This is a genomic window from Paenibacillus sp. GYB004 (assembly GCF_036577605.1).
GTDB classification, from domain to species: Bacteria; Bacillota; Bacilli; order Paenibacillales; family NBRC-103111; genus Paenibacillus_AB; species Paenibacillus_AB oceani.
In genome coordinates, this window is sequence record NZ_JARBDB010000052.1 from 238499 (window position 1) to 264118 (window position 25620).

17 protein-coding genes are annotated in these 25620 nt (G+C 57.9%); 13 read left to right on the forward strand and 4 right to left on the reverse strand.

Annotated features, from left to right (window positions below):
• Positions 1-13: 13 nt before the first annotated feature.
• The 4 genes from PV433_RS22555 to deoC all read left to right on the forward strand — a co-directional run bounded on the left by PV433_RS22555 (position 14) and on the right by deoC (position 3372).
• A complete protein-coding gene (locus PV433_RS22555; protein WP_332074296.1) occupies positions 14-775 on the forward strand; it encodes a 16S rRNA (uracil(1498)-N(3))-methyltransferase in 762 nt (253 codons plus the stop codon).
• A 5-nt stretch (positions 776-780) separates the two neighbouring features.
• Complete coding sequence (gene mtaB, locus PV433_RS22560; protein WP_332074297.1) at positions 781-2130, forward strand: tRNA (N(6)-L-threonylcarbamoyladenosine(37)-C(2))-methylthiotransferase MtaB; 1350 nt, start codon at positions 781-783, stop codon at positions 2128-2130.
• Between the two features lie 118 nt (positions 2131-2248).
• Positions 2249-2680 (forward strand): NUDIX hydrolase, encoded by a 432-nt coding sequence (locus tag PV433_RS22565; protein WP_332074298.1) that lies wholly within the window; start codon positions 2249-2251, stop codon positions 2678-2680.
• Positions 2680-3372, forward strand: coding sequence for a deoxyribose-phosphate aldolase (gene deoC / locus PV433_RS22570; protein WP_442951561.1), 693 nt, complete (start codon positions 2680-2682; stop codon positions 3370-3372). Before PV433_RS22565 ends, deoC begins: the two co-directional genes overlap by 1 nt.
• 44 nt (positions 3373-3416) lie before the next feature.
• Here deoC and PV433_RS22575 read toward each other — a convergent pair whose 3' ends face one another.
• A complete protein-coding gene (locus PV433_RS22575; RefSeq protein WP_332074300.1) occupies positions 3417-4388 on the reverse strand; it encodes a Na/Pi cotransporter family protein in 972 nt (323 codons plus the stop codon).
• 158 nt (positions 4389-4546) lie between these two features.
• Here PV433_RS22575 and PV433_RS22580 point away from each other — a divergent pair, with 158 nt between their 5' ends.
• A complete protein-coding gene (locus tag PV433_RS22580; protein WP_332074301.1) occupies positions 4547-5950 on the forward strand; it encodes a class I SAM-dependent rRNA methyltransferase in 1404 nt (467 codons plus the stop codon).
• A gap of 101 nt (positions 5951-6051) precedes the next feature.
• On the opposite strand, the gene PV433_RS22585 is transcribed toward PV433_RS22580, so the two are convergent.
• The gene (locus PV433_RS22585; RefSeq protein WP_332074302.1) at positions 6052-6441 is read right to left on the reverse strand and encodes an HIT family protein; all 390 of its coding nucleotides are present in this window, start codon (positions 6439-6441) and stop codon (positions 6052-6054) included.
• A gap of 195 nt (positions 6442-6636) precedes the next feature.
• On the opposite strand from PV433_RS22585, the gene hisA reads away from it, so the two are divergent.
• The 6 genes from hisA (at position 6637) to PV433_RS22615 (ending at position 15083) form a co-directional block, all read left to right on the forward strand.
• Positions 6637-7398 carry a phosphoribosylformimino-5-aminoimidazole carboxamide ribotide isomerase gene (hisA, locus tag PV433_RS22590; RefSeq protein WP_332074303.1) on the forward strand — a complete coding sequence of 254 codons (762 nt, stop codon included), beginning with the start codon at positions 6637-6639 and terminating at the stop codon, positions 7396-7398.
• Between the two features lie 281 nt (positions 7399-7679).
• Entirely contained in the window at positions 7680-9437 is a 1758-nt protein-coding gene (locus PV433_RS22595) for an ABC transporter ATP-binding protein (protein WP_332074304.1), read from the forward strand.
• Between the two features lie 61 nt (positions 9438-9498).
• Entirely contained in the window at positions 9499-11469 is a 1971-nt protein-coding gene (locus tag PV433_RS22600) for an ABC transporter ATP-binding protein (protein WP_442951566.1), read from the forward strand.
• 119 nt (positions 11470-11588) lie between these two features.
• On the forward strand, positions 11589-12599 hold the full coding sequence (locus tag PV433_RS22605) for a LacI family DNA-binding transcriptional regulator (protein WP_332074306.1): 1011 nt from the start codon (positions 11589-11591) through the stop codon (positions 12597-12599).
• A gap of 405 nt (positions 12600-13004) precedes the next feature.
• Entirely contained in the window at positions 13005-13451 is a 447-nt protein-coding gene (locus PV433_RS22610) for a MarR family winged helix-turn-helix transcriptional regulator (RefSeq protein ID WP_190925990.1), read from the forward strand.
• Between the two features lie 6 nt (positions 13452-13457).
• A complete protein-coding gene (locus tag PV433_RS22615) occupies positions 13458-15083 on the forward strand; it encodes an MDR family MFS transporter (RefSeq protein WP_332074307.1) in 1626 nt (541 codons plus the stop codon).
• A 127-nt stretch (positions 15084-15210) separates the two neighbouring features.
• Here PV433_RS22615 and PV433_RS22620 read toward each other — a convergent pair whose 3' ends face one another.
• The gene (locus tag PV433_RS22620) at positions 15211-17169 is read right to left on the reverse strand and encodes an LTA synthase family protein (protein ID WP_332074308.1); all 1959 of its coding nucleotides are present in this window, start codon (positions 17167-17169) and stop codon (positions 15211-15213) included.
• A gap of 240 nt (positions 17170-17409) precedes the next feature.
• Here PV433_RS22620 and addB point away from each other — a divergent pair, with 240 nt between their 5' ends.
• Both addB and addA read left to right on the forward strand, forming a co-directional pair.
• A complete protein-coding gene (gene addB / locus PV433_RS22625; protein WP_332074309.1) occupies positions 17410-20985 on the forward strand; it encodes a helicase-exonuclease AddAB subunit AddB in 3576 nt (1191 codons plus the stop codon).
• A 44-nt stretch (positions 20986-21029) separates the two neighbouring features.
• On the forward strand, positions 21030-25109 hold the full coding sequence (gene addA / locus PV433_RS22630; protein WP_332074310.1) for a helicase-exonuclease AddAB subunit AddA: 4080 nt from the start codon (positions 21030-21032) through the stop codon (positions 25107-25109).
• 241 nt (positions 25110-25350) lie between these two features.
• Here addA and PV433_RS22635 read toward each other — a convergent pair whose 3' ends face one another.
• On the reverse strand, positions 25351-25587 hold the full coding sequence (locus tag PV433_RS22635; RefSeq protein ID WP_332074311.1) for a hypothetical protein: 237 nt from the start codon (positions 25585-25587) through the stop codon (positions 25351-25353).
• Positions 25588-25620 lie beyond the last annotated feature (33 nt).

Genomic DNA, 25620 nt, shown 5'->3' on the forward strand with positions numbered 1-25620 from the left:
ATGGTTGGGTGTTATGCAGCGTTATTTCATTCCTCCGGAGCAGTTGACGGAATCCGAAGCGATCGTGACCGGTGACGACGCTCATCATATCGCGAACGTAATGCGCGCCCGCACGGGCGACACGATTATTATCAGTAACGGCGACAACCGCGAAGTGCTGGCGAAGCTCGAATACATCTCGAAGGACCGCGTCATAGCGGCCGTAGTCGAGCCGTTGCCGATGCTGGCCGAGCCGGCGATCCGCGTGACGATCGCCCAGAGTTTGCCGAAAGGCGACAAGCTGGAGACCGTCATTCAAAAAGGAACGGAGATCGGCGCGGTCCGGTTCCTGCCTTTCGTATCAGAGCGGACGGTCGTCCAGTACGATGCGAAGAAAGAGTCGAAACGGCTGGAGCGCTGGCACAAAATCGCCAAGGAAGCTGCCGAACAGGCACACCGCAACCGGATTCCCGCGGTAGAGCCGCCCTGCTCCTGGAAGCAGCTGATGCAAGCGGCCCGCGAGGCGGACAAAGCGTTTTTTTGTTACGAAAAAGAAGAAGGCACGATGCTGAAGCAGGCGGTTGTACAAGCGATTGCCGAGCGGGGCGGAACGGCCGGCATGAACGTGATGCTGGTCGTCGGTCCCGAAGGCGGCTTCACCGAACGCGAGGCGGCGGAGGCCGAAGCGGCGGGCTGCGTCTGCGTCAAGCTCGGCAGACGGATTTTAAGAACGGAAACGGCCGGCATGGTAGGACTGACTTGTTTGTTATACGAAGCCGGAGAGATGGGAGGCTGACGAAAATGTCGACAGTCGCGTTTTATACGCTTGGCTGCAAAGTTAATTTTTACGATACCGAAGCGATCTGGCAGCTGTTCAAAAACGAAGGCTACGAGCAGGTCGATTTCGAACAAACCGCAGACGTTTATGTCATCAATACGTGTACGGTGACGAATACGGGGGACAAGAAAAGCAGGCAGATTATCCGCCGCGCCGTCCGCCGCAACCCGGACGCGATCGTGGCCGTTACGGGCTGTTATGCCCAGACATCTCCAGCGGAAATCTTGGCGATTCCCGGTGTCGACCTCGTCATCGGCACACAGAGCAGGGATCAGATTCTTCCGCTGGTGAAGCAATACCGGGAGGAGCGCCAGCCGATCAATGCGGTCCGCAACATTATGAAAACCCGCGAATTCGAGGAGCTGGACGTTCCGGATTTTGCCGACCGGACACGCGCTTTCCTGAAAATTCAGGAAGGCTGCAACAATTTCTGCACGTTCTGCATCATTCCGTGGTCGCGTGGCCTGATGCGCAGCCGGAAGCCCGACAGCGTCATCAAGCAGGCGCATATGCTCGTAGAAGCCGGATACAAGGAAATTGTGCTGACCGGCATTCATACCGGGGGCTACGGCGAAGATATTCAAGATTACGATTTGGCCGACCTGCTTCGCGACCTGGATCGGGTCGAAGGGCTGAAGCGGATTCGCATCAGCTCGATCGAAGCGAGCCAAATTACCGATAAAGTCATCGAAGTGCTGAAGTCTTCCGATAAAATGTGCCGCCATCTGCACGTGCCGCTTCAAGCCGGCGATGACGCCGTACTTGCGCGGATGCGCCGGAAGTATACGACGGCGGAGTTCGGAGAGAAGATCGAGAAGCTGCACCGGGCGCTGCCGGGCGTCGCCATCACCACCGATATCATCGTCGGCTTCCCGGGCGAGACGGAGGAGATGTTCCGCCGCGGCTACGAATTTATGGAACGGATGCAATTCGCCGAAATGCACGTGTTCCCTTATTCGAAACGGACAGGGACGCCTGCGGCCCGGATGGAAGATCAGATCGACGAGGAAGTGAAAAACGAGCGCGTGCACGAGCTGATCGATCTGTCGGAGAGGATGCAGCTCGCTTATGCGGAGAAGTTCGTCGGACACACGCTCGAGGTTATCCCGGAGAGAACCTACAAAGGGGCGCCGGACAGCGGGCTGATGATGGGGTATTCCGATAATTACATCAATCTGGTGTTCCCGGGTACGGAAGCGATGATCGGTCAAGTGTGCACGGTGAAGCTGACCGAAGCGGGAGTTAACGAGAGCAAGGGCGAGCTGGTCAGCGTCGAGGCTCCGGAGATCAGGAAGGCGGCCGTTAACGGCTGATTGCCCGGCAGATGGGAATGTCCAAGGATTTCGTGATCCGGTTGTATGTCGGAAAACGGAATCCTTCTTGTTATCGTGCAACGATTGTGACCATAATCCGAAAGGTGAGGTGATCCGGATGAAGGAAATATCGGCTGGCGGAGTCGTATACCGCTTACTGCCGGACGGCAGGACGGAAGTGCAGATGATTCAGGACCGGTACGGGAAAAAAACGCTGCCCAAGGGCAAAATGGAGCCGGGCGAGACGATCGAACAGACCGCGCTCCGCGAGATTTTGGAGGAAACGGGTATCGAAGGGAAGATCGTCGCGAGCCTGGAACAGGTCAAGTATAAGTATAACCACGCCGTGCACGGGACGATTGACAAAGAGGTTCACTATTATCTGGTCGAGGCGACCGGCGGCGATTTGCAAGCCCAGATCGAGGAAATCCGCGGCGTGGAATGGCTGGACCCTCTTGAAGCGTGGTCGCGGCAGCGGGAGCAAGGTTACGCCAACAACGACTCGGTACTGAAAAAGGCGCTTGACGCCATGCGAATCGAGGTGGAATGATGAGCGGAACCGGCTCTTTCGATATAACGAAGCTGCCAGCGTACATCGACCATACTCTGCTGAAAGCGGATGCGACGGCCGAGGCGATCGGCAAGCTGTGCGACGAGGCGAAGCAGTACGGGTTTTACAGCGTGTGCGTAAACGGCATGTGGGTTCCGGCCGCAAGCAAGGCGCTGGCAGGAAGCGGCGTTCGCGTAAGCGCGGTGGTCGGGTTTCCGCTTGGAGCGAGCTTAACCGGCGTGAAAGCGTACGAGGCGGCGAGGGTGGCGGAACACGGGGCGGCCGACATCGATATGGTTTTGGCCGTAGGAGCGCTGCTTGCGGGCGATGAAGATTACGTCAGGGAGGATATCCGGGCGGTAGTGGAAGCGGTGCGCGGCCAAGCGATCGTGAAGGTCATACTCGAAACCGGCTATTTAAACGAAGACCAGAAACGGACCGCCTGCCGGCTGGCGGAAGAGGCGGGCGCCCATTTCGTGAAGACGTCGACCGGCTTCGGTCCGGGAGGGGCTACGGTCGAAGACGTGGCGCTGATGAGGGCCGCCGTCTCGCCGAACGTTCAGGTGAAGGCGTCCGGCGGAGTGCGGGATTTGGCGGCGGCGCTCTCCATGATTCGAGCGGGTGCGACCCGGCTTGGCACAAGTTCCGGCGTCGTGATTATGAATGGAGCTGCGGGGTCTTCCGGTTATTGAGACGGAATCTGGGAATGCGGCTTGCCGGCGGGCGGCGTTTCCGGTTACTGCTTCGGACCGGCGGCGGCGCGCAGGGCAGGCAAATAACAAAGCGGCAGCGCTAAAATCGAGCAGACGATATTAAAAATCGTCTGGGCGTGCGCAATCTGGCTGGACGGATTGGCGCCGAGCAGTACGGACGCGTAATGGAGCAGCGGGAGCAGGGGCAGGAACAGCAGCGCTCCTCCCGCATTAAGCGCAATATGCGACCAGGCGACGAATTGGCCGTTCCGGCTGCCTCCGATCGCGGCGAGCAGAGCGGTGGCGCACGTGCCGACGTTCGCTCCCAGCACGATGGCGATGCCCAGCTCGACCGGAATGGCGTCGACGGCGGCCAATCCCATCGTCATGGCGATCGTGGCCGCGCTGCTGTGGATAATGGCGGTCAGGACGGCTCCCGCCGCGACTCCCCACAGGATGCTGCGCTGCGCATGCTCGACGAACCAGCCGAACAGCCCCCGGGACTGGAGCGCCGGAACGATCGACTGCATCACTTCGACTCCGAGCATGACCGAGGCGAAGCCGCTGACGGCCAGCGACAAGGAGCGGATATGGTGCAGTGTCCGCTGAAGCCGATACGACCGGGCGTAAAACGTAGAGGGCAGCGTTCCGAACCAGACCGAGCCGGAGACGAGCAGCAGCGGGAACGCGAGCTTGGTCAGATTTAAACCGATCAGTTCAGTGGTGATGCAGGTGCCGATATTCGTGCCGAGGATGATCCCGAGCGTCTTCGGAAACGTCATAATGCCGGCGTTGACCAGACCGATCGTAATGACCGTAATCGCGCTGCTGCTTTGCAGAATGGCGGTCACACCGGTACCGATCAGCATCCCGCGAAGCGGCGTGCGTGTAAAGCGTTCGATTAGACCGGTCAAGTACGAGCCGGCCCATTGATGAAGCGCGAGCTCCATCACCTTCATCCCGGTCAGAAAGATGCCCAGCCCGACCAACAAGGGGAGTACGATTTGCGCAGTCATGGGATCTCCTTTGCTTGCAAAACTGTGAAATGGACCTTATCGTTACTTCATCTATATGCCGGCGGCCGGACGGGCATGACAAGCTGTATTCGTGCAAGCAGAAAGTCCGGGACTACCCCGGCGCAACCCCCAAATCGATAGCTGGCTGGAGGAGTATTATGGCAACGGTCATACTGGACCGCAAGAGAAAAAAAAGACTGGAGCAAGGCCATCCGTGGATTTACGCCAACGAGATCGAAAGCATCCAGGGCGAATACGAGCCGGGCGATCTGGTCTCGGTTACGAATCATACGGGTCAATATTTGGGCTGCGGGTACATCAACCCCAAATCGCAGATCGCGGTTCGGATCGTCTCGTACACACCGCTGGAAGAGATGGACCGGACCTTTTTCGCGCAAAGATTCGCACAATGTCTGGAGCATCGCCGCAGGTTCGTTGCAAGGGCGGACTCGTACCGGCTCGTCTACGGCGAAGCCGACTTTTTGCCCGGACTGGTCGTGGACCGGTTTGAAGACGTGCTCGTCGTACAAGTTTTGTCGCTCGGGATGGAGCGGCGCAAAAGCGTCATCGTGGAGACGCTCGCCGAGCTGCTGAAGCCGCGCGGGATCTATGAGCGCAGCGATGTGCCGGTACGGGAGCTGGAAGGACTGGAGCAGACGAAAGGGCCGCTCTACGGCGATTGTCCCCGTTATGTGGAGATCGTCGAGAACGGACTGCGCATGGAGGTCGACATCGAGCAGGGGCAGAAAACCGGCTACTTTTTCGATCAGCGGGAAAACCGCGCGGCGATCGGCAAGCTGATGACCGGCTGGGGAACCCGAAGCGGCATCCGGCTTGTAGAGGAGGGCGCCCTGGAAGAGGGAGTATCCGCAGACTCAAGCGGCACCGGGGACGGGGGGAGCAAGCTCGTTCCTGTAAATGCGAACGGCAAGCGGGTGACGTTTCCGTACTGGGACGGGGCGACTGTGCTGGAATGTTTCTCCCACACCGGCAGCTTTACGCTGAACGCTTGCCGATTCGGGGCCAAAAAGGTGACGTGCCTCGATATATCCGAGCATGCGATCGAGACGGCCAAGCGCAACGTGGAGCTGAACGGCTTCGGCGAACGGGTCGAGTTCGTCGTTGCGGACGCCTTCGATTATTTGCGCTCCCAGGTAAAAGGGCTTGATGAGCGGAAAACGCGTGCAGCGGCCGGACAAGCGAAGGTGGATACGTCGAAGCCGGTCGGCGCGGAAGGGCGGACGTGGGACGTCGTCATTCTCGACCCCCCGGCCTTCGCCAAGACGAAAGGCGCCGTAGAGGGCGCCTGCCGGGGTTACAAAGATATTAATCTGCATGCGATGAAACTCGTCAACGAAGGCGGATACCTCGTCACCGCCAGCTGCTCGTACCACGTTCGCCCGGATCTGTTCCTGGAGACGATATTGGCTGCTGCAGCTGATGCCCGCAAAGTGCTCCGGCTGGTCGAGTACCGCGGCGCAGGCAACGATCATCCGCGCATTCTCGGCGTCGATGAAGGCGATTACTTGAAATTTGCGATCTTTGAGGTTCATTCGCGGTAATGCGGAAGTAAGACGGCAGGATTGTGCAGGAGCTGCCGATTGGAGCGGACTGGCGGCTGCTCCCGGAGTGAGGCGTGACTCACTTCGGGGCAGCCGCATTTTTAGTTGCTGCCGCGCTGTCTCCGGTTCGATTCCTGCTTGAGATGATGACGGATTCCTTTGCCCGCCAGTGGCTCGTCCGCGAATCTCGGGATGACATGGAGGTGGGCGTGAGGCACCGTCTGGCCGCCTGCGGCGCAGCAGTTCCAGCCGACGTTGTATCCGTCCGGGCCGCTCTCGGCGCCGATCCGCTCTTTCGTCTGCTGGAGCAGATCGCGTATATCTTCCCATTCCTCGGCGGTCAAATCGAACACCGTTTCACGATGGGCTTTCGGCACGATCATATAAGATCCTTCGAGCACCGGATCGAAGCTGCGGATTAACACGTTAAACGCGGTAACGGTTACCGCTTCTTTCTGGACGGCCGGCCAGCAGAAAGGGCAATCTCCCATTGCGCGGTTCCTCCTCTTCGCCCGCTGTTTGCGGGGAATACAATATAACAGCCATTGTAGCAATCCGGAGCCGGCCGTGACAACGGATAAATCGGTTTTAGCCAATAGGCTTTCGCTCCGGAGGCGATGGACATCCCCTCACCTATGCAGTAATGTAATAGGGACAGCATTTTACGGCAGAGGAGTCCGATTCGTTTGAAATTCAGACCATGTATCGACATTCATCAAGGCAAGGTGAAGCAAATCGTCGGCGAGACGCTCAGTGCGAACAACGAGGGCGTCGTAGAAAACTTCGTATCCGACCGGGAGCCGGGCTATTATGCGGAGCTGTTCCGGAATGACGGCTTGACCGGAGGACACGTTATTATGCTGGGCGGAGGCAACGCTGCCGCCGCCGAGCAGGCGCTTGCGGGTTATCCCGGCGGGCTGCAGATCGGCGGAGGCATTACGGCGGACAGCGCTCCCGGCTGGCTGGAGAAGGGGGCGTCGCATGTGATCGTCACGTCTTACGTGTTCCAGGACGGCCGGCTGCAGCAGGACAATCTGGACCGGATCGTGTCCGCCGTGGGCAAGGAGAAGCTTGTGATCGATCTGAGCTGCAAGGAGCGGGACGGCAAATGGTTCGTCGTGACGAACGGCTGGACGACATTCAGCGACTTCGAGCTGAATGAAGCGAATATCCGCAGCCTTGAAGCGTACTGCGACGAATTTCTGATTCATGCCGTCGATGTCGAAGGCAAACGCGGCGGCGTGCTGACGCAGTTGGTCGAGAAGCTGGCCGGCTGGGTGACCATCCCGACCACGTATGCGGGCGGCGCCCGTTCGCTGGACGATCTGGAGCTGTTTCACCGGCTGACGGAAGGCAAGCTCGATATTACGGTAGGCAGCGCCCTTGATATTTTCGGGGGACAGCTGCCGTATCGCGATGTAGTCGCTTATTTTGAGTCGCTCCGGTAACGGCGGGCAACCGAATAGGGGGCGAGCCTGGAGGCAGCGACTAAACCTTATCGACGACCGGCAGGAGTGAAAGTATCCATTCCCTCCTGCGCACAAATATATGGATTAACGCGCTAAAGGACCGTCCGGAATTTTTACCGGACGGTTTTCTTCGTTCGCAGGCGCAAATAAATAAACCGAAAAAATCAGCTTACCAGTTTATTCACATTCAGGTATAATGATTAAACCGAATTCATAAACCAAACATATGTTCCTTTGTGAGAAAGGTACGAGGTGATTTCGTGAATTTTATCGTTAAGCTTCAATGGTTTTTCAGGCAGCAATGGTCGAAGTACGTCTGGACCGTCATTCTGATGACGATCGTCAACGTCCTTAACGTCATCCCACCGAAGATGATCGGAAACGTGATCGACAGCATCCGCCTGGATCAGCTGAACGCGGCCCAGCTTACGAAGACGGTGGCGTTTTTGTTCGCCCTCGGCATTTTTCTGTACATCTTAAACTTTATATGGGTGTACTCGCTGTTCGGCAACTCGTTTCTGCTGGAGAAGATGCTGCGCTCCAGGCTGTTCGGGCATCTGACCCGGATGGCGCCCTCGTTTTTCCATCGTAACCGGACCGGTGACCTGATGGCGCTCGCTACCAACGACGTGCCCGCTATCAGCCAGACTGCCGGCTACGGTGTTCTGACGCTCGTCAGTACCGTATCGGGGACGACCGTCGTCCTCGTCACGATGGTGACGCTGATTGATTACAAGCTGATGCTGGCGGCGCTTCTGCCGCTTCCGTTTCTGGCATTTGCGATCAGCGTGCTCGGCAAGCAGATGCGCAAACGGTTTTTGGCGGCGCAAGCGGCTTTCGGCAAAATGAACGACCACGCCCTGGAATCCATATCCGGCATGAGAGTGCTGCGCTCCTACGTTCAGGAGACGAAAGATATGGAAGCGTTCGGCGGCGTGACGCAAGATGTGATGGACAAAAACAGAAGGGTCGCTTTCGTCGGCGCCTTGTTCCAACCGGTCGTCCAGACGATCGTCGGCATCAGTTACGCGATCGGGATCGGCTACGGCTCGTATCTCGTCTTTCACAGCGAGCTTACGCTCGGTCAGCTCGTCTCCTTTAACATTTATCTCGGCATGCTGATCTGGCCGATGATCTCGTTCGGCGAGTTTATCAATGTGCTTCAGCGGGGAAGCGCTTCGGCCGACCGGGTCGATGCGGCGCTGCGCCAGCAGACGGACGTGCCAGAGGCCGGCGAGCCTGTAAATGTGGAGGAGCCGCTCGTCATCGAGTTCGACCGGCTTACGTTCCGTTATCCGGGAGCGTCCGCAGACAGCCTATCCGATATATCCGTCCGGCTGAACCGCGGCGAGACGCTGGGGGTCGTAGGCCGAACGGGCAGCGGCAAAAGCACCTTGCTCAAACAACTGCTGCGGCAATATCCGATTCCGGAGAACCGGCTGCGCATATCCGGCGTTCCGATCGAGAACATCTCCCAGGAACGGGTAAAAAGCTGGATCGGCTACGTCCCGCAAGAACATCTGCTGCTGTCCAAGTCGATCCGAGACAATATCATGTTCGGATTCCCCGAAGCCGGGGATAACCGTCTGCATCAGGCGATCGAGGCGGCCTGCTTCACCGGTGACATCGAACAGATGAAGGAAGGGCTCGATACGGTGATCGGCGAGTACGGAGTCATGCTGTCGGGCGGACAGAAGCAGAGAGTCGGCATCGCACGGGCTATCGTGACCGATCCGGAAATCTTGCTGCTCGACGACGCGTTGTCGGCGGTCGATGCCCGCACAGAGAGCCGGATCTTACAGAACATCCGGTCCGAGCGGTCCGGCAAAACGACGATTATCGCTACGCACCGGTTGTCCGCCGTCAGCCATGCGCACCGCATCATCGTGCTGGAGGAAGGACGGATTGCGGAGCAAGGCACGCATGAGCAATTGATGGAGCTCGGCGGCTGGTACCGCCGGCAATACGACATACAGCAGATGGAATCGAATCTGATGAACGAATTGGAGAAGGGGTGAACCGGTGGACCACGATAACGTTACCCGATCGAGTGTAACCCGGAGACTGTTCCGATACGCGATGTTCAGCCGCACGAAAATTATAATCGCCCTCGTGCTGCTCTGCGGCGCGGTAGGGACGCAGCTGGCCGGTCCTTATATCGCCAAAGTGATCATCGACGGCCATCTGCTGTCGATCTCGCGGCCGTGGCTTGTGACGGCGCCAGCCGCTGTGCCGGAGGGAGTCCGTTCTGTCGCGATCGGGGACCAAGCCTATATCCGGCAAGACTGGGCCGAAGGCGTACCGGAGGCTTCCGGCTGGAGTGCGGCGACAATCCGCCAGGAGGGCGCGAGCTTCATGCTGGAGACGGCGGAGTCCGCCGCGCCGGTCCGCCTTACGAAGGAAGATGTTATCCAATTGTACAGCTACGAGTTCGTGCCGGTACTGAGGCTGATCGGATTATATGTCGGACTGCTGGCGCTCTCGGGGTTGCTGACGTTCGTCCAGTCTTATATGCTGCAGACGGCCGCCTTGTCGATTATCCGCAAAATGCGCATGGACGTCATGAACCATATTCACCGGATATCGGTCCGTTATTTTGACAATACGCCGGTCGGGCAAGTCGTATCCCGCATCGCCAACGATACGGAAGCGATCCGCGACTTGTTCATGAGCTTTATGGCAACGTTTGTCGTCAGCGGAGTGAACCTGATCGGGATCTATATCGCGATCTTCCTGCTGGACGTGCGGCTGGCCCTGTTGTGCCTGGTGCTGATCCCGTTTTTCATCGTCGTGATGACGATTCATCTGAAATACTCGAAAGTGTACGTGGCCGCGATGCGGGCGAGGTTGAGCGACATGAACGCGATGCTGAACGAGTCGATCAATGTGATGCCGATGATCCAGGCGTTCCGCCGGGAGAAGGCAAGAACCGGCGAATTCGAAATGCTGAACGAGGACCGTTACGTCAATCAGCGCAAGCAGATGCGGCTGTTCTCGTTATCGTCGCGCAATATCGTAGGACTGACGGGAAGCTTGATGACGGCGGGCGTCATCTGGTATTTCGGGGGAAAGTCGCTGCACACGGCGATCTCGTTCGGCGTATTTTACGCTTTTATCGATTATTTGGGCCGGATATTTCAGCCGATTATCGGCATCTTCGATCAATTGACCAATGCGCAGCGGGCATTCGTTTCGGCCGAACGGGTATTTTCGCTGCTGGACCGCGAAGGCGAGAAGCTCGACGCGGAAGCCGCGCCGCCGCGTCCGGAAGGCAACGTCAAATTCGACAACGTCTGGTTCGCCTACAATCAGGAAGATTACGTGCTTCGCAGCATCTCGCTGGAAGCCCGCAAAGGCGAGACGGTCGCGCTTGTCGGCCATACGGGATCAGGCAAAAGCTCAATCATGAATTTGCTGCTCGGCTTCTACGAACCTAGCCAAGGGACGATTACGATCGACGGCGAAGATATTACCGGGATATCGAAGCAGGCGCTGCGCAAACATATGGGCATCGTGCTCCAGGACCCGTTTTTGTTTACCGGCGACATCAAGTTTAACGTGGGGCTGTATAACGAGCACATCGACCGGGAGAAGGTGAAGCAAGCGCTGCGCGACGTCGGGGCGGCCGAGTTCGTGGAGCAGCTGCCGGGCGGCTGTGACGAACCTGTCGTCGAGCGGGGCAATACGCTGTCCGCCGGCCAGCGCCAGTTGATCTCGTTTGCCAGGGCGCTTGCGCACGATCCGGCTATTCTGATTCTGGACGAAGCGACGGCGAGCATCGACAGCGAAACCGAAGGCATTATCCAGAACGCGCTTAAAGTATTGTGCGAAGGGCGGACGACGTTTGTGATCGCTCACAGATTGTCCACGATCCGGGAGGCGGACCGCATCTGCGTCCTTCATCACGGGGAAATCGTCGAGTCGGGCAATCACGAGGAGCTGATGGCGCTGCAGGGCCGCTATTATAAAATGTATCAGCTGCAAAAAGGGGAAGGCTCGCCGCCTCCTGCCGCAGCAGGCGAACATTCCCCGGCGATCCGCAGCCGTTAAACGGCGAATCGGCACGAAAAAAATAAAGCGGATCGGAAAACTGGTCTATGTTTGGGGCTCGGCCGTGTTATAATAGTCGTATTACGAATAGACGTACATTCGGCCGGGAGACTACCACTATGAAAACGACGATTTACGATATTGCCAAAGCAGCAGGCGTTTCGATCGCAACCGTCTCCAAAGTCATCAACGGTACCGGAAGAATCAGTACCGATACGAGAGAACGGATTACGGAAATTATGCAGGAGCTGGATTATCAGCCGAGCGTTGTCGCTTCTGCGCTTACCGGGAAAAGCACGTTTACGATCGGTCTGCTCATCCCCGATCTCGCCAACCCGTTCTTCGCGGAAATCGCGAGAAGCGTAGAGGATCGCGGCCACGAGCTCGGCTTTAATCTGGTCATGTGCAGCACGGACAACAATTCGAAGAAGGAAGCCGGTTACATCACGCTTCTGAGACAGAAACGGGTAGACGGCATTATTATCGCGACAGGTACGAGCATCGAAGGCTTGCTAAGCGGCTTGGCCGACTATAATATCCCGCTGGCCCTGATCTCGAGAGACATCCCGTCGATCGAAGCGGACAGCGTCAGAGCGGACGATGATACCGGCGCTTACCAGGCCGTCGCTCATTTGACCGGTCTCGGTCACCGGCATATCGCCCTGATCGCCGAAGACATGGAGCTGATGACGACCAGGGAACGGGTGAGCGGGTATCGCCGCGCCTTGGAGGATGCGAACATCGCTTATACGGACGATCTCGTCACGATAAGCAATTCCTCCGTTGAAGCCGGCAAGCAGCGTGCGCTGGAACTGATGGGATCGGATCATCCGCCGACCGCGATCGTCGCCTTTAACGATTTGCTGGCGGTCGGCGTCGTCCAGGCGGCCAAGGAGCTGCGCTTGTCCATTCCATGGGACTTGTCGGTAATCAGCTTCGACAACACCGTACTAGCCGGCATCGTCGATCCTCCGCTGACGTCGGTAGCGGTGCCGATTCAGCAGATGGGCCGGCAAATTATGGACATGCTTATCGAACGGGTGAGCGGGGAGAAGGGCGATAAGCGGCGTATCGTCTTAAAGCCGGAGCTGATTATTCGTCAATCCACCACGTTTCCGAGCAAAGTGTAAGAGGTTTGGCAGAAGCACTGCGATTTCTAATCAAGACAGCCGGGTGATAGCGACGGTTGCCTTTTCGTTTTTGCCGGCCCTGTATAACGGCGGCCAAGCCGCTTAAACGATCGTACATAAGGAGCGGAACCGAAGGATATACTTTACCTAATACGCTCACCTTGAGGAGTTCAAGGGCTGCCGGGAAGCGGAGTCGGCGAAAGGAAGCCTCGTCTTTACAGATCTGAGGCTGGATACGCGATAAAAAGTAAGGTTTGCCGCACAAAAGGGCGCATTTTAACAAAATGCGCTTTTTTTCGTTGTGATTTCATAACTACTTTCACTTGACTCGGACAAAACGTTTGTTGTAAGCTAGCTAATAGTTTACTGCTAAACTATTTACTATTAAACGATAGGAGGTGCGAAATGCCGGAAACGAACAGCCATCTGTTGGAGCTCCCTAACCTGTTTCGTACATTAGTGAAAAAAATGAGCCACGAATGGAATCGGAATATGGGCGACACCTTCTCGATGACTCAGTTTCGGACGCTTTATATGCTCAATGAGCGGGGGCCGCAAAAAGCGGCCGAACTGGCGGACTTATTATGCGTCACCTCCGGGGCCATCACGGGACTAGCCGATAAATTAATCGAAAAAGGACTTGTGGGGAGAGAGCGCAGCGAAGACGACCGGCGAGTCGTGTACTTACGCATTACCGATCCGGGCAAGCAAGTGCTTGAGGAACTGCGGGAGAAACAAAAAGAGACGATTGCCCGGTTGTTCGAGGGATTGCCGGAAGAAGACATCCTTCATCTGAAACGGATATTCACAACCCTGCTCGAACGAGTAGAGCCTATGGACAAAAAGGAGTAGAGAACATTGGAGCATTTATCGCACAAACGTAAAGTTACGATCATGATGGCAATTGTAGCCGCTATGTTTTTCGCCGCCATCAACCAGACGATCGTAAGTACGGCGATGCCCCGGATTATTGCCATTCTTGGCGGTATGGACTATTATACGTGGGTCATTACGATCTACATGCTGACTTCCACGATTTCAACCGTACTTGTCGGGAAGCTGTCCGATATTTACGGGCGCAAGCCGTTTATTTTGGCAGGAATCGTATTTTTTATCATCGGTGCATTTTTAACCGGTTTTTCCAAAGATATTTTTCAATTGATTACGTACCGGGGCATTCAGGGCATCGGCGCCGGCATTATTATGGCTTCCGCCTTTACCGCGGTCGGCGACTTGTTCGCCCCCAGAGAACGGGGCAAATGGACGGGCGTGATGATGGCCGTGTTCGGCTTCTCCAGCGTCATTGGCCCTACGCTCGGCGGATGGATCGTCGACCATATGGACTGGGAATGGGTATTCTGGATCTTCCTGCCGCTTGGAGTCGTCGCTTTCGTGATGATTATGATGCTGTTCCCGAAAGTGGAACGGAGACAGGCCGAATCGATCGATTATATGGGCTCGTTGTTTTTGACGCTGACGATCGTTCCGCTGCTGCTCGGATTTTCGTGGGCCGGTACGAAATATGCGTGGGGTTCGCCGCAAATCATCGGCTTGTTCGCCGCAGCAGTTGTGGCCTTGCTTATCTTTATGTTTATCGAAACACGGGTAAAAAGCCCGGTTATGCCGCTGTCCTTGTTCCGCAACGGCATCGTGACGGTTTCGAACGTGATCGGATTTTTGATGAACGCCGGTATGATGGGCGCGCTGATCTATTTGCCGTTTTTCGTGCAAGGGGTGGAAGGCGTATCTCCGACGTATTCCGGTTATGTCACGATGCCGATGTCGATCAGTATGGTCATCTTGAGCTCGCTCGTCGGCCGGTGGATTACGAAGTCGGGCAAATACAAGCGGTTCGCCCTGATCGGGATGCCGATCATGGTCGCGGGTATGGTCATTATGGCGTTTATGGACAACATTCCGCTGGCGGTGCTCAGCATGATCGTGTTCGGAGTCGGTCTCGGCCTCGGGATGCCGGTTTTCTCGCTTACCGTGCAAAATGCCGTCAGACCGGAACAGCTTGGCGTGGCCACCGCCTCTTCGCAGTTGTTCCGCAACCTGGGCGGAACGATCGGGATCGCGGTTATGGGTACGATCATGGCGACCAGCCTGCAAAACAGTCTGAAGTCGGCGGCGGCCTCGGGCGGCGGCATCGATATGTCGAAGCTCGATCCGAAGGTGGCAGAGCAGCTGTCCGCGTTCCACAACCCGGAAATGCTGCTTGATCAGCCGAGGCTGGCGCAGCTTCAACAGACGCTGCCGGCTGACGTGCAGCCGATCTTTACGAAGATGATCGACATGCTGCGAGACGCGCTCGCCTCTTCCCTGACGACCGTGTTTTTGTCCGGTGCGGCGCTGCTTGTAGTGGCTTCCCTGCTCGTCTTCCTGCTGAAGGAAATTCCGCTGCGCACGTCCAACCGGATGCCGGAACAGACTTCCGGAGACGGGGAGAAGCAGCCGGACGGGACGCCCGTCGTTGCCAAGTAAGGATAAAGAAGTTGAAGTCCCGCGAGTCCGGAATGTACCGGGTCCGCATAAAAAACCTCCAATCCGCTCTTATGGGCGGGCTGGAGGTTTTTCGTCTTTCGGCTAGGATGTCCGGCTGGCAGCTTGTTTACGCGGCCGGTTTCTGGAACTCCCGATTGTAGTCGGGATGGACCGGTTTATTCAAATAGTCGGCGTCGATATAGTCGGCGGCATACTTTTTGCCGAACAATAAATCGTATTGCAGCATCCGGTAACGGTCCAATTCCTCCTGCACGTAATCGGGAGGCGAGATGTACAAGTTCTGTTCGGTATCCACGACCAGATTGCGCAGCAGTCCCGGAATCTCACTGTACACGTCCCAGTTGACCGCGAAAGGAGCGGGCTTCTCCAGGCCGAGCGTATCCATCACGTAGGAGCCGAGAAACGAGGCGCTGATGGCCGGTACGTTGTCGGCCGGCAATTCGAAGTTCGCCCACATGACGAACGGCACGCTGCGCATATGTTTCAACTCCTCCAGCGTCCAGTTCTCCGAACGATCGGTGCGGATGAGTCCTCCCTGGTTGTATACGTCGTAGCTATATCCGAGCATCGGAAGATGATCTCCATACATGACAATGACGGTCGGTTCACCGGATTGCTCGAAATGGTCGATCAGCTGCTGCAGGCTCTGATCTGCATCGCGGGCGCCGATTGCGTATGTCTGAAGAATATCGAGCGCTTCGTCGGTCAGATCCCCTTCAATGTCCATCGCCGCATCCCCGTAACGTTTATCGTCGTAAGGTCCGTGATTTTGCATCGTCACGGCATAGATGAACATCGGCCGTTCCGATTCGTCCACCTGTTTGATAATTTGCCGGGATACTTCGGCATCGGCTATGAACGGTCCTTTGAGCTCCGGCTCGGCGAAGCTTTCGCTGCTCATGAAGCTTTCGAATCCCAGTTGCCGGTAGGCGTTCTCGCGGTCCCAGAACCAGCCTTCGTAGGAGTGCACCGCCAAACTTTTATAGCCGAGATGCTCGAAATAACTGGCAAGGCTGGGCACCGGCTTTTTGACATATTGCTGATACGGCACCGAGCCGCTCGGCAGAAAGCTCATCGACTGGCCTGTCAGCACCTCGAATTCGACGTTGCTTGTACCGCCTCCGAACTGCGGGGACAGCATGTAGCCGGAAACCGATTCGGCCTGAAGCTTGCGGACGGTAGGGATCGGATCGTCGTGAAAAAAAACGTCGGGCAGCAGCGTAGGGTCCCAGAACGCCTCATTCATAATGAAAATGACGTTCGGTTTTACGGTATCCGCGCCGGCATCGGTTACAACGGTAGGGGCCGCCGAGGCGGAGGCGGTTCGCTTCTCGGTAATCGCATGGGCGATATCGGCCATGGCCTGTTCGCCGTAACCCGGTGGCTTGGCGACGATCGAATGTTTGACGTTCATCGTGAAGGCAAGCGTCAGTCCGTTGTGCCCGTAATTTTGCTGCTGGTTCCATAAAATTTCGCTTGCGCCCGCCTTGTACTGCATGTTTTCGGCCCAGGAGGCGTTGATGCCGAACGCATACAAGGCGATGACCGACAAGCTGCCGAGCGCGATCCGCGGCAACCAAGGCAGCACCAGCCTCGGTACGACCAGCCGCAGGGCGAACAGCAGCATTACGACTCCCAGCACAATCCCAATCCGGAGTATCGCCGCTTGCCCGGTTATTAGCGGGGCAATATTCAGACCTTCTTTGTTAAGCAATATATCCCAAGGAAAAAAAGGCTCTCCGATCAATTTTGTTTTGAAAAAGCTGATCAGCGACATCAGGCCGAACAACAAGACGGCGATGGCGACGGACGGTACGAGCGAGCCGATCACGCAATAAACGAGTGTCAGCGCGCACAAGTAAAGCAGGGCGTTCAGCCAGAACAGCGACGGCTGATTCAGCGCCCAGTCCCATGTTTCTTCGAAGCTGCCGCGCTGGATCGTTTCCGCTCCCAGCACGAGCAGTATGGGGATCACCGCTAATAGGGCCGTAATGGGGATGGCTTGTTTGAGGCCGAATTTCCTCGTAACGGAGGATATAGTGCGATTTTTACTTAGATTGAGCATTTTTACCACTTCTCCCTTCCTACTCCGGGTTGTTGCTCTTTTTCTCTGTTTTTATCTATTGTTTTATTTACGTATTGTAAAGGAAGTTCCTTAAGAAAAGATTAAGCGCCGCCGCCCGGTCTATTCCTCTCACTGGAATCCTTAGAGGAATAGATGGTAATCGATCGCAGCGGACAGCAGGAAGGATCTATGCTACAATATAACAATATAAGAACATTTGTTTTCGTTTAGGAGGCCGGTATGTCAATCCGTTACATATTAGGTCGGTCCGGCAGCGGGAAGACGAACCTCTGTCTGGACGAGATCAGAAGCCAGTTGAAGGCGGAGCCGGAAGGGCCGCCGCTCGTGCTGCTCGTCCCTGATCAGGCTACGTTTCAAGCCGAGCATGCGCTCGTCTCGACCCCCGGTCTGGCAGGAACGATCCGGGCTCAGGTGTTGAGCTTCCGCCGCCTGGCGTTCCGCGTGATGCAGGAAGCCGGGGGGGCGGCGCGCGTTCAGATCGACGACAGCGGCAAGAAGATGCTGCTTTATGAGCTGCTGCACAAACACGAATACGAACTGAGACAATTTGGAAATATGTCCGACCAGTCCGGATTTATCGACAATTTATACCGGATGTACAGCGAGTTTCGGCGGTATTGCATCTCGCCCGCCAGGTTTGAATCGTATGTGCAGACCGCAGAGCGCAGGGAGGAACCGGGCGTCAGCGAGCTGCCGGCGGCCAAGCTTCACGATATGCTGCTGCTGTACAAACGGTTCGAGGAGCGGCTGTCCGGCCACTATATGGATTCCGAGCATCTGTTGACGAAAACGGCGGAGATGCTGTCCGAATCCGAGTATGCGCGCGGAGCCCGGATCTGGATCGACGGGTTTTACGGCTTTATCCCGCAGGAGCTGCAGGTCGTCGGCGAATTGATGCGCTGCGCCCCGCAAGTGACCGTAAGCCTGTGCATCGACCGCGATTACAGTTTTTCCGATTCGCTTGACGAGCTCGACCTGTTTCATCCGACGGCGCGCACGCTTGTCAGGCTGAAGGAGCTGGCGACCGGGCTGAACGTGCCCGAGGAACCGCCGGTGCTGCTGCAGCATCGAGACCGTCCGCACCGATTCGGGCGCAGTCCGATGCTGTCCCATCTGGAACGGAACTTCGAATACCGGAGCGGCAAGCCTTATCAGGGCAGCGGAGAAGCCGGGCGGCACGAGATCGTTCTGGCGGCGGCCGTGAACCGGCGGGCCGAGGCGGAAGGGACGGCGAGAGAAATCGTGCGTCTTGTCCGGGACGAAGGCTGCAGATGGCGCGATATCGCGGTAATGGTGCGCAATATGGAGAGCTACGACGACTTGCTGGAAGTCACGTTCCGGGATTTCGGCATTCCGTACTTTCTCGACCGCAAGCGGTCCGTGCTTCACCATCCGGTCGCCGAGCTCGTCCGGTCCGCCCTGGAAGTCGCTTTGGGGCGCTGGCATAACGATGCGGTGTTCCGCTGCGTGAAGACCGATCTGCTATTTCCGCTCCAGGCCGATACAGACGGGGCGGACGCGGCGAAGGAACGGGACCGGCTTCGCGACGCGATGTGCCGGCTGGAAAACTACGTGCTGGCGGCAGGCATTCAGGGATACCGCTGGACGGAGCCGCGCAAGTGGACCTATCGGGTCGGTTCCGCGCTTGACGATGTTCAGCAGGAGAATGCCGCGTCGGACGAGGCGTTTCTGGACGAGATGGACCGGATGCGGAGCATCGTGGTCGGGCCGTTGTCCGCGCTCGAGAAAGCGTTGAAGGATGCCGATACAGTCCTGGACATGACTGCGGCGCTCTACCGGTTTCTCGAGTCGGCGGACGTGCCGGCCAAGCTGGAGCGGTGGAGCCGGGACAGCATGGAAGCGGGCAACCCGGAGCAGGCGCGGGAGCATACCCAAGTATGGGGCAGCGTCGTCGATCTGCTTGATCAGATTGTAGAGATGCTGGGGGACGAGTCATTATCGCTGGAGCGGTTCGCCGGAATTGTGGAGTCCGGACTCGAGAGCGTTCGTATCGGACTCGTACCGCCCTCTCTCGATCAGGTGCTGGTCGGCACGATGGACCGGACGCGATCCGGTTCCGTCCGCCACTGCTTCGTGCTCGGCGCCAACGACGGCGTCATTCCGGCCCGCCCGCAAGAGAACGGCGTGTTGACCGAGCCCGAGCGGGATCGGCTGATCGCAGCCGGCCTGGAGCTGGTCGAGGGCAGCCGGAGGAAGCTGCTGGACGAGTCTTTTCTGATCTATATGGCGCTGACGGCCGCCTCGGATTCGCTGACGGTTTGTTACCCGTTAGCCGACGAAGAAGGAAAGTCGCTGATCCCTTCGGAGATCGTCAAGCGGTTGAAGACGATGTTTCCGTCCGTGAAAGAGCGGCTGCTCCTGATCGATCCGCCTTCCGGACCGGATGCTGCGGAGGCGGGCGGCGATCCGTACGAATACGCGGTGCATCCCGACAGGGCGCTGTCCCATCTGGCCGTACAGCTGCGCCACTGGATCAAAGGCGCGCCGATCTCGGACGTCTGGTGGGACGTCTACAACTGGTACTGTACGCGGCCGGAATGGCGGGACAAGCTGTACCGGACGTTAAAATCGCTTGTTTACACGAACCGGGAAGAGCCGCTTCCCGAGTCTGTGAGCCGCGAGTTGTACGGCGAGATGCTGCGTGCCAGCGTATCGCGGATGGAGCGTTACGTCGCCTGCCCGTTCTCGCAATTTGCTTCGCACGGCCTGCGTCTGTCCGAACGGCGCGTTTACAGGCTGGACGCCCCCGATATCGGCCAGCTGTTCCACGCCGCGTTAAGCCGGGTTGCGGCCGAGCTGCAGGGGGAAGGCGAAGACTGGGGAGCTCTGACCGCCGAACAATGCTACGAACGTGCATCCAAAGCGGTGGACGAGCTGGCTCCCCGTCTGCAAGGGGAAATTTTGCTGAGCTCGAAGCGGTACGGCTATATTGCCAGAAAGCTGAAGCGGATCGTCGGCCGGGCCTCGATCGTACTGGGTATCCATGCCCGGCGCGGCCTGTTCGTGCCGATCGGGCTGGAAGTCGGCTTCGGGCCGGGCGAGCCGCTGCCGCCGCTCGAATTTACGCTGGATAACGGCTGTCGGATGGAGATTGTCGGGCGGATCGACCGCGTGGACCGGGCCGACAGCGAGAAGGGCGTCTTGCTGCGCGTCATCGACTACAAATCGAGCTCGACGTCGCTGCGGCTGGCCGAAGTTTTTTACGGAATGTCGCTTCAGATGCTGACTTATCTCGACGTGGTCATTACGCATGCGGAGCGTTGGGTGGGCGTAAGCTCGATCCCGGCGGGTGTCTTGTATTTTCACGTACATAATCCGCTGCTCGTACGAAAAAATGCGCTGAACGCGGAGGAAGCGGAAGAGCAAATGCTCAAGCGTTTCAAGATGAAAGGGCTCGTCCTCGAGGATGCCGAGACGGTCCGGCTGATGGACGATTCGTTCCGCGAGCGGAACGGACATTCGCAGCTTATTCCGGTAGCTCTCAAGGCGGACGGAGGATTTTACAAAAGCTCCTCGGTCGTATCGGAGCCGCAGTGGGACCGGCTGCGCCATTATGTACGGGGAATGATTACGAGTATCGGGACCGAGATTACGAACGGGAACGTCGATATCCGGCCGTTCCGGATGGGGACCAAGTTCGCCTGCGCATTTTGCCCTTACAAGCCGGTATGCCAATTCGAGCCGCTTTTTGAAGGGAACGAATACAAGAAGTTGAACCGGATCGAGAAGGAAGCGGTATGGCAGGCGATCGACCAGGCGGTGAATGAATCATGACCGGAGCGGAAGGAGAACGGAAAGAGGGAAGGGAAGTACCAGGCATGACACTGGAACGGGAGAAAGACGGTATGTATGCGGCAAGACCGGCCAAGCCGGAAGGAAGCAGCTGGACGGACGAGCAGTGGGAGGCGATCCGGCTGCGCGGATCGGATATTTTGGTCGCTGCGGCCGCCGGGTCGGGCAAAACGGCGGTGCTGGTCGAGCGAATCATCCGGCGGATCACCGATGAGCACGATCCGGTCGACGTCGACCGGCTTCTCGTCGCAACGTTTACGAACGCGGCCGCAGGCGAGATGCGGCAGCGGATTCGGGAGGCGATCGAGAAGCGGCTGCTGGAGCAGCCGGGCTCCGAACATCTGCGCAGGCAGATTGCGCTCATACACCGGGCCTCGATCACGACGCTTCATTCGTTTTGTCTAGAGGTGATCCGCCGCCATCATCAACTGATCCGGCTCGATCCGTCTTTCCGGATTGCCAACGAGACGGAAGCCGAGCTGTTGCGGCAAGATCTTTTGAGCGAGCTGCTGGAAGAACATTATGGCCACAGCGGGGAAGACAGCGCGTTTTGGCAGCTGGCGGACGCCTACGGCGGCGAGCGGGGCGACGATGCTTTGTTCCGGCTCGTGCAGCAGCTGTACGACTTCTCGCGCAGTCATCCGTGGCCGGATCATTGGCTGCTCGAGACCGCTTCGCGGTTTGAGCCGGGGAACAGCCGGGAGGCGAATGGGGACGGCGGCGGGACGGATCGCTGGCGCGTCACGCTGACAGAAGGCGTGAAGCTGGAGCTGCAAGGGATGGCCGGTATGCTGGAGGAGGCGATCCGGCTGTGCGGCCGTCCCGGCGGTCCGGCTCCTTATGCGGCGAATCTCCGGGACGATCTCGTCCAGATCGCGGCAGCTCTACAGGCGGCGGATGTTTCCTGGGAGGCACTGTATGAGGCGTTCCGCGAGAGCGGGTTCGGCAAGCTGAACGCCTGCCGTGCAAGCGATGTGGACAAACAGCTGCAGGAGCAGGTGAAGCAGCTGCGGGACCGTGTCAAAAAGCAGTTTGCCGACATCCGCGAGGAGCTGTTCGAACGGTCTCCGGAACAGTACGAGTCCGAGATGGCGAGGATGGCTCCGGTCGTCCGGATGCTGGCCGAAATCGTCATCGAATTCGGCCGGAGGTATCAGCTGAAGAAGGTCGAGAAGGGGCTGGTCGATTTCGCCGACCTGGAGCACTACTGCCTGGCTATCCTTCGCAGTCCGGATTCGACTGCGGACCGGCTCCTTCCGTCGGAAGCGGCGATGCAATACCGGGAGCAATTTGCGGAAATCCTGCTTGACGAATATCAGGACACCAACTCGGTGCAGGAGGCGATCGTTAGTCTCGTCTCCCGTCCCGCCCCGGGCAACCGGTTCATGGTCGGGGACGTGAAGCAGAGTATCTACCGGTTCCGGCTTGCCGAGCCCGGCCTGTTTATGGATAAGTACAAATCGTTCGAACCGTCCGGCAACAATCATCCGTCCGGCGGTCGCAAAATCGACCTGGCCCGCAACTTCCGCAGCCGGCAGCAGATCGTCGACGGCGTCAACTTTGTGTTTAAACAGATTATGACGGAGCGGGTCGGCGAGCTGGAATACGATGAGGCGGCCCAGCTCGTTTGCGGCGCGGTTTATCCGGACAGTCCTGAAAATTTGAATGTTGAACTGGCGCTGATCGACAGAGGCGGCACGGCGGACGAGGAAGAAGAGAATTCGCAGACTGCGGATTCCGAGGACCAGGACGAAATCGCCGACATGGCGGCAGCTAATCCGTCTCTCTTAAGCCCCGAGCAGGAGGAACAGCAGACGGAGACGGCCCAGCTGGAGGCGCGGTTTATCGCGTCGCAGATCCGCCGGATGACCGGGATGGACGGGGATGCTCCGTTTCAGGTGTACGACCGGGGGGCAGGCGGCTTGCGGCCGATCCAATTCCGGGATATCGTCATCCTTCTGAGGGCGACGTCGAGCTGGGCTCCTGTCTTTATGGATGAGCTGAGAGCGGCGGCGATTCCGGCATATGCCGATCTGAATACCGGCTACTTCACAGCGACTGAAGTGGAAACGATGCTGTCGCTGCTGCAAATCGTCGACAATCCGTATCAGGATATTCCGCTGGCGGCGGTCCTGCGTTCGCCGATGTTCGGCCTGACCGCCGCCGAGCTGGCGCTCATTCGTATTCACGGCCGGCATTTGCCGTTTTACGAGGCGGTGCTGGCCTATCTATCCGATTCCGATCCGAGCGGCGGGACGGCAGAGCGGTTGAACGGCTCCGGTCCTCTCCCGGCGGCGGATGCCGGGCAGCAAGAGATGCAGTCCGAAGCAGCGGACGAGCGGAAGGTCCTCTCCAAGCTGCTGTCGTTCCAAGCGATGCTTGGCCGCTGGCGGGACGAAGCGAGACAAGGCTCGCTCGCTCAGCTGATCTGGAACATGTACCGGGAGACCGGCTATTACGATTTCGTCGGCGGCATGCCGGGAGGCTTGCAGCGGCAGGCGAACCTGCGGGCGCTGTACGACCGGGCGCGGCAGTACGAAGCTACTTCGTTCCGGGGGCTGTTCCGTTTTCTCCGTTTCGTGGAACGGATGCGGGACAGCGGGACGGATCTTGGAGCCGCGCGTGCGCTCGGCGAACAGGAAGACGTCGTAAGAATCATGTCGATTCATAAAAGCAAGGGTCTGGAGTTTCCGGTCGTGTTCGTCGCCGGACTCGGCAAGATGTTTAACCAAACCGATCTGAACGGTACGTTTCTGCTGCACAAGGAGCTTGGCTTCGGACCTTTGTTCGTCGATCCCGAGCTGCGCGTCGCCTGCCCTACGCTTCCGATGCTGGCGATCCGCAGGCGGATGAAGATGGAGATGACCGCCGAGGAGCTGCGCGTACTGTACGTCGCTTTAACCCGTCCGAAGGAAAAGCTGATTCTGGTCGGAACCGTCAAATCGGCGGACAAGACGATCCAGAAGTGGAGCCGGATGCGGGAGGAGACGTTGTGGCAGCTGCCCGCCCACGAAACGGCCAAAGCCCGCACCTATCTCGATTGGCTCGGACCGGCGCTGATCCGCCACCCGGCGGCGCATATTTTGCGGGTACGGGGCGGCGGCGAACAAGCGGAGCCGTATATACTGCCACCGGTGATGACGGACGAGCCGTCCCGCTGGAGCGTCGGCATCCTGCCCTCGGTCGGTTTCGCTCAAGCGGCTGCGGCCGTTGAAGTGAAATTTGCCGATGAGCGGATGGAGTCGCTGGCCCAGCTTGAGCCTGTGAGAGACGGCGGCGCATACGGCGCTGACGGCGTTGACGGAGCGGAAGATCCGATAAGCCGGCGTTTCGACTGGACGTACGAATACGGGCAAGCGTCGGAGATGTTTTCGAAAACGTCGGTGTCCGAGCTGAAGCGGCAGGCGGAACGCGGTTTTGCCAAGGAGGAAGGAGCTTCGGCGGAATGGTCTGAACTTCCGGTCCCGGGTATTGCCGGTGAGGCGGATTCCGCCGTTATAAGGAAATCCGATCTTCACAGCCTGGCGCGGCGGCCGAAATTTTTGAGCGAACAAACGATGACCGCTGCGGAGCGTGGAACTTTATTTCACTCCGTCATGCAGCATATTTCATTGGATGGCGAGGTAGGAACGGCCGACGTGGAGCGGACGCTGGACCGGATGATCTCGCGCGAGCTGCTGCTGCCCGAGCAGCGGAAAGCGATCGATACGGAAGTAATCGTGTCGTTTTTCAAGGGGGAGCTGGGCCAAAGGCTGCTTCGCGCCGATAAAGTGTACCGCGAAGTTCCTTTCAGCTACGGGCTGGCCGCCGAGCAAGCATATCCGGGTGCGGACGAGTCGGTGCGCGGGGAGACGGTGGTGATGCAAGGGGTGATCGATTGCGTCTTTGAGGAGAGCGGCGAACTGGTGCTGCTGGATTACAAGACGGATTCGGTGCGCGGCGTCTCTTTGGAACAGTTGAAGGAGCGGTATAACGTCCAACTGGCCTTGTATGCCGAGGCGATCGAGCGGATCTGGCACAAGAAGGTGAAGGAAAAGGTGCTGTTTTTCTTCGACGGTCCTTATACGCTGCAACTGGATGCTTCTAACCGCAAGGGAGAGAGCTAGTACGAAAAGGGAGCCGGGAAACCGGCTCCAAGCTTATACCATGCTCTAACGGACATGGTGGAGGCTATTTCGCTAAAAAACAGGGTTTTAAAATGTAACGGTCACCACAGCGCTTATTTACTCCGAACTACCTCCAAAAGGGATACTTCTCATCAAATAGTTGCATCTATGTCCGTTAGAAAATAAAATGGATCGAAATTCACCGCAATAACGGCCGCTGTGTCCGTTAGAGTTTTTGTTATTATAGTGAGTGTTGCAGAAAAAGCAGGACCGGCTTGCTTCGATCGGCGCCGCGGATCAAGATCGATTGCTTAACTCCCCCCAGGACCACTTGCTCAATCTCGGCGATGCTGTCCGGAAGAATGCGGCCTTCGGCGTCTTTGATCGGGGGAGTGCGGGGAGGAGAGAACAGCACGATCACAAGCAGCACAAGCGATAAGACCATGGTGGTGAGCCGCATTTTGTTTCGTTTCCTCATCCTTACCTTCCTTTGGCAACAATAATCCCCGGC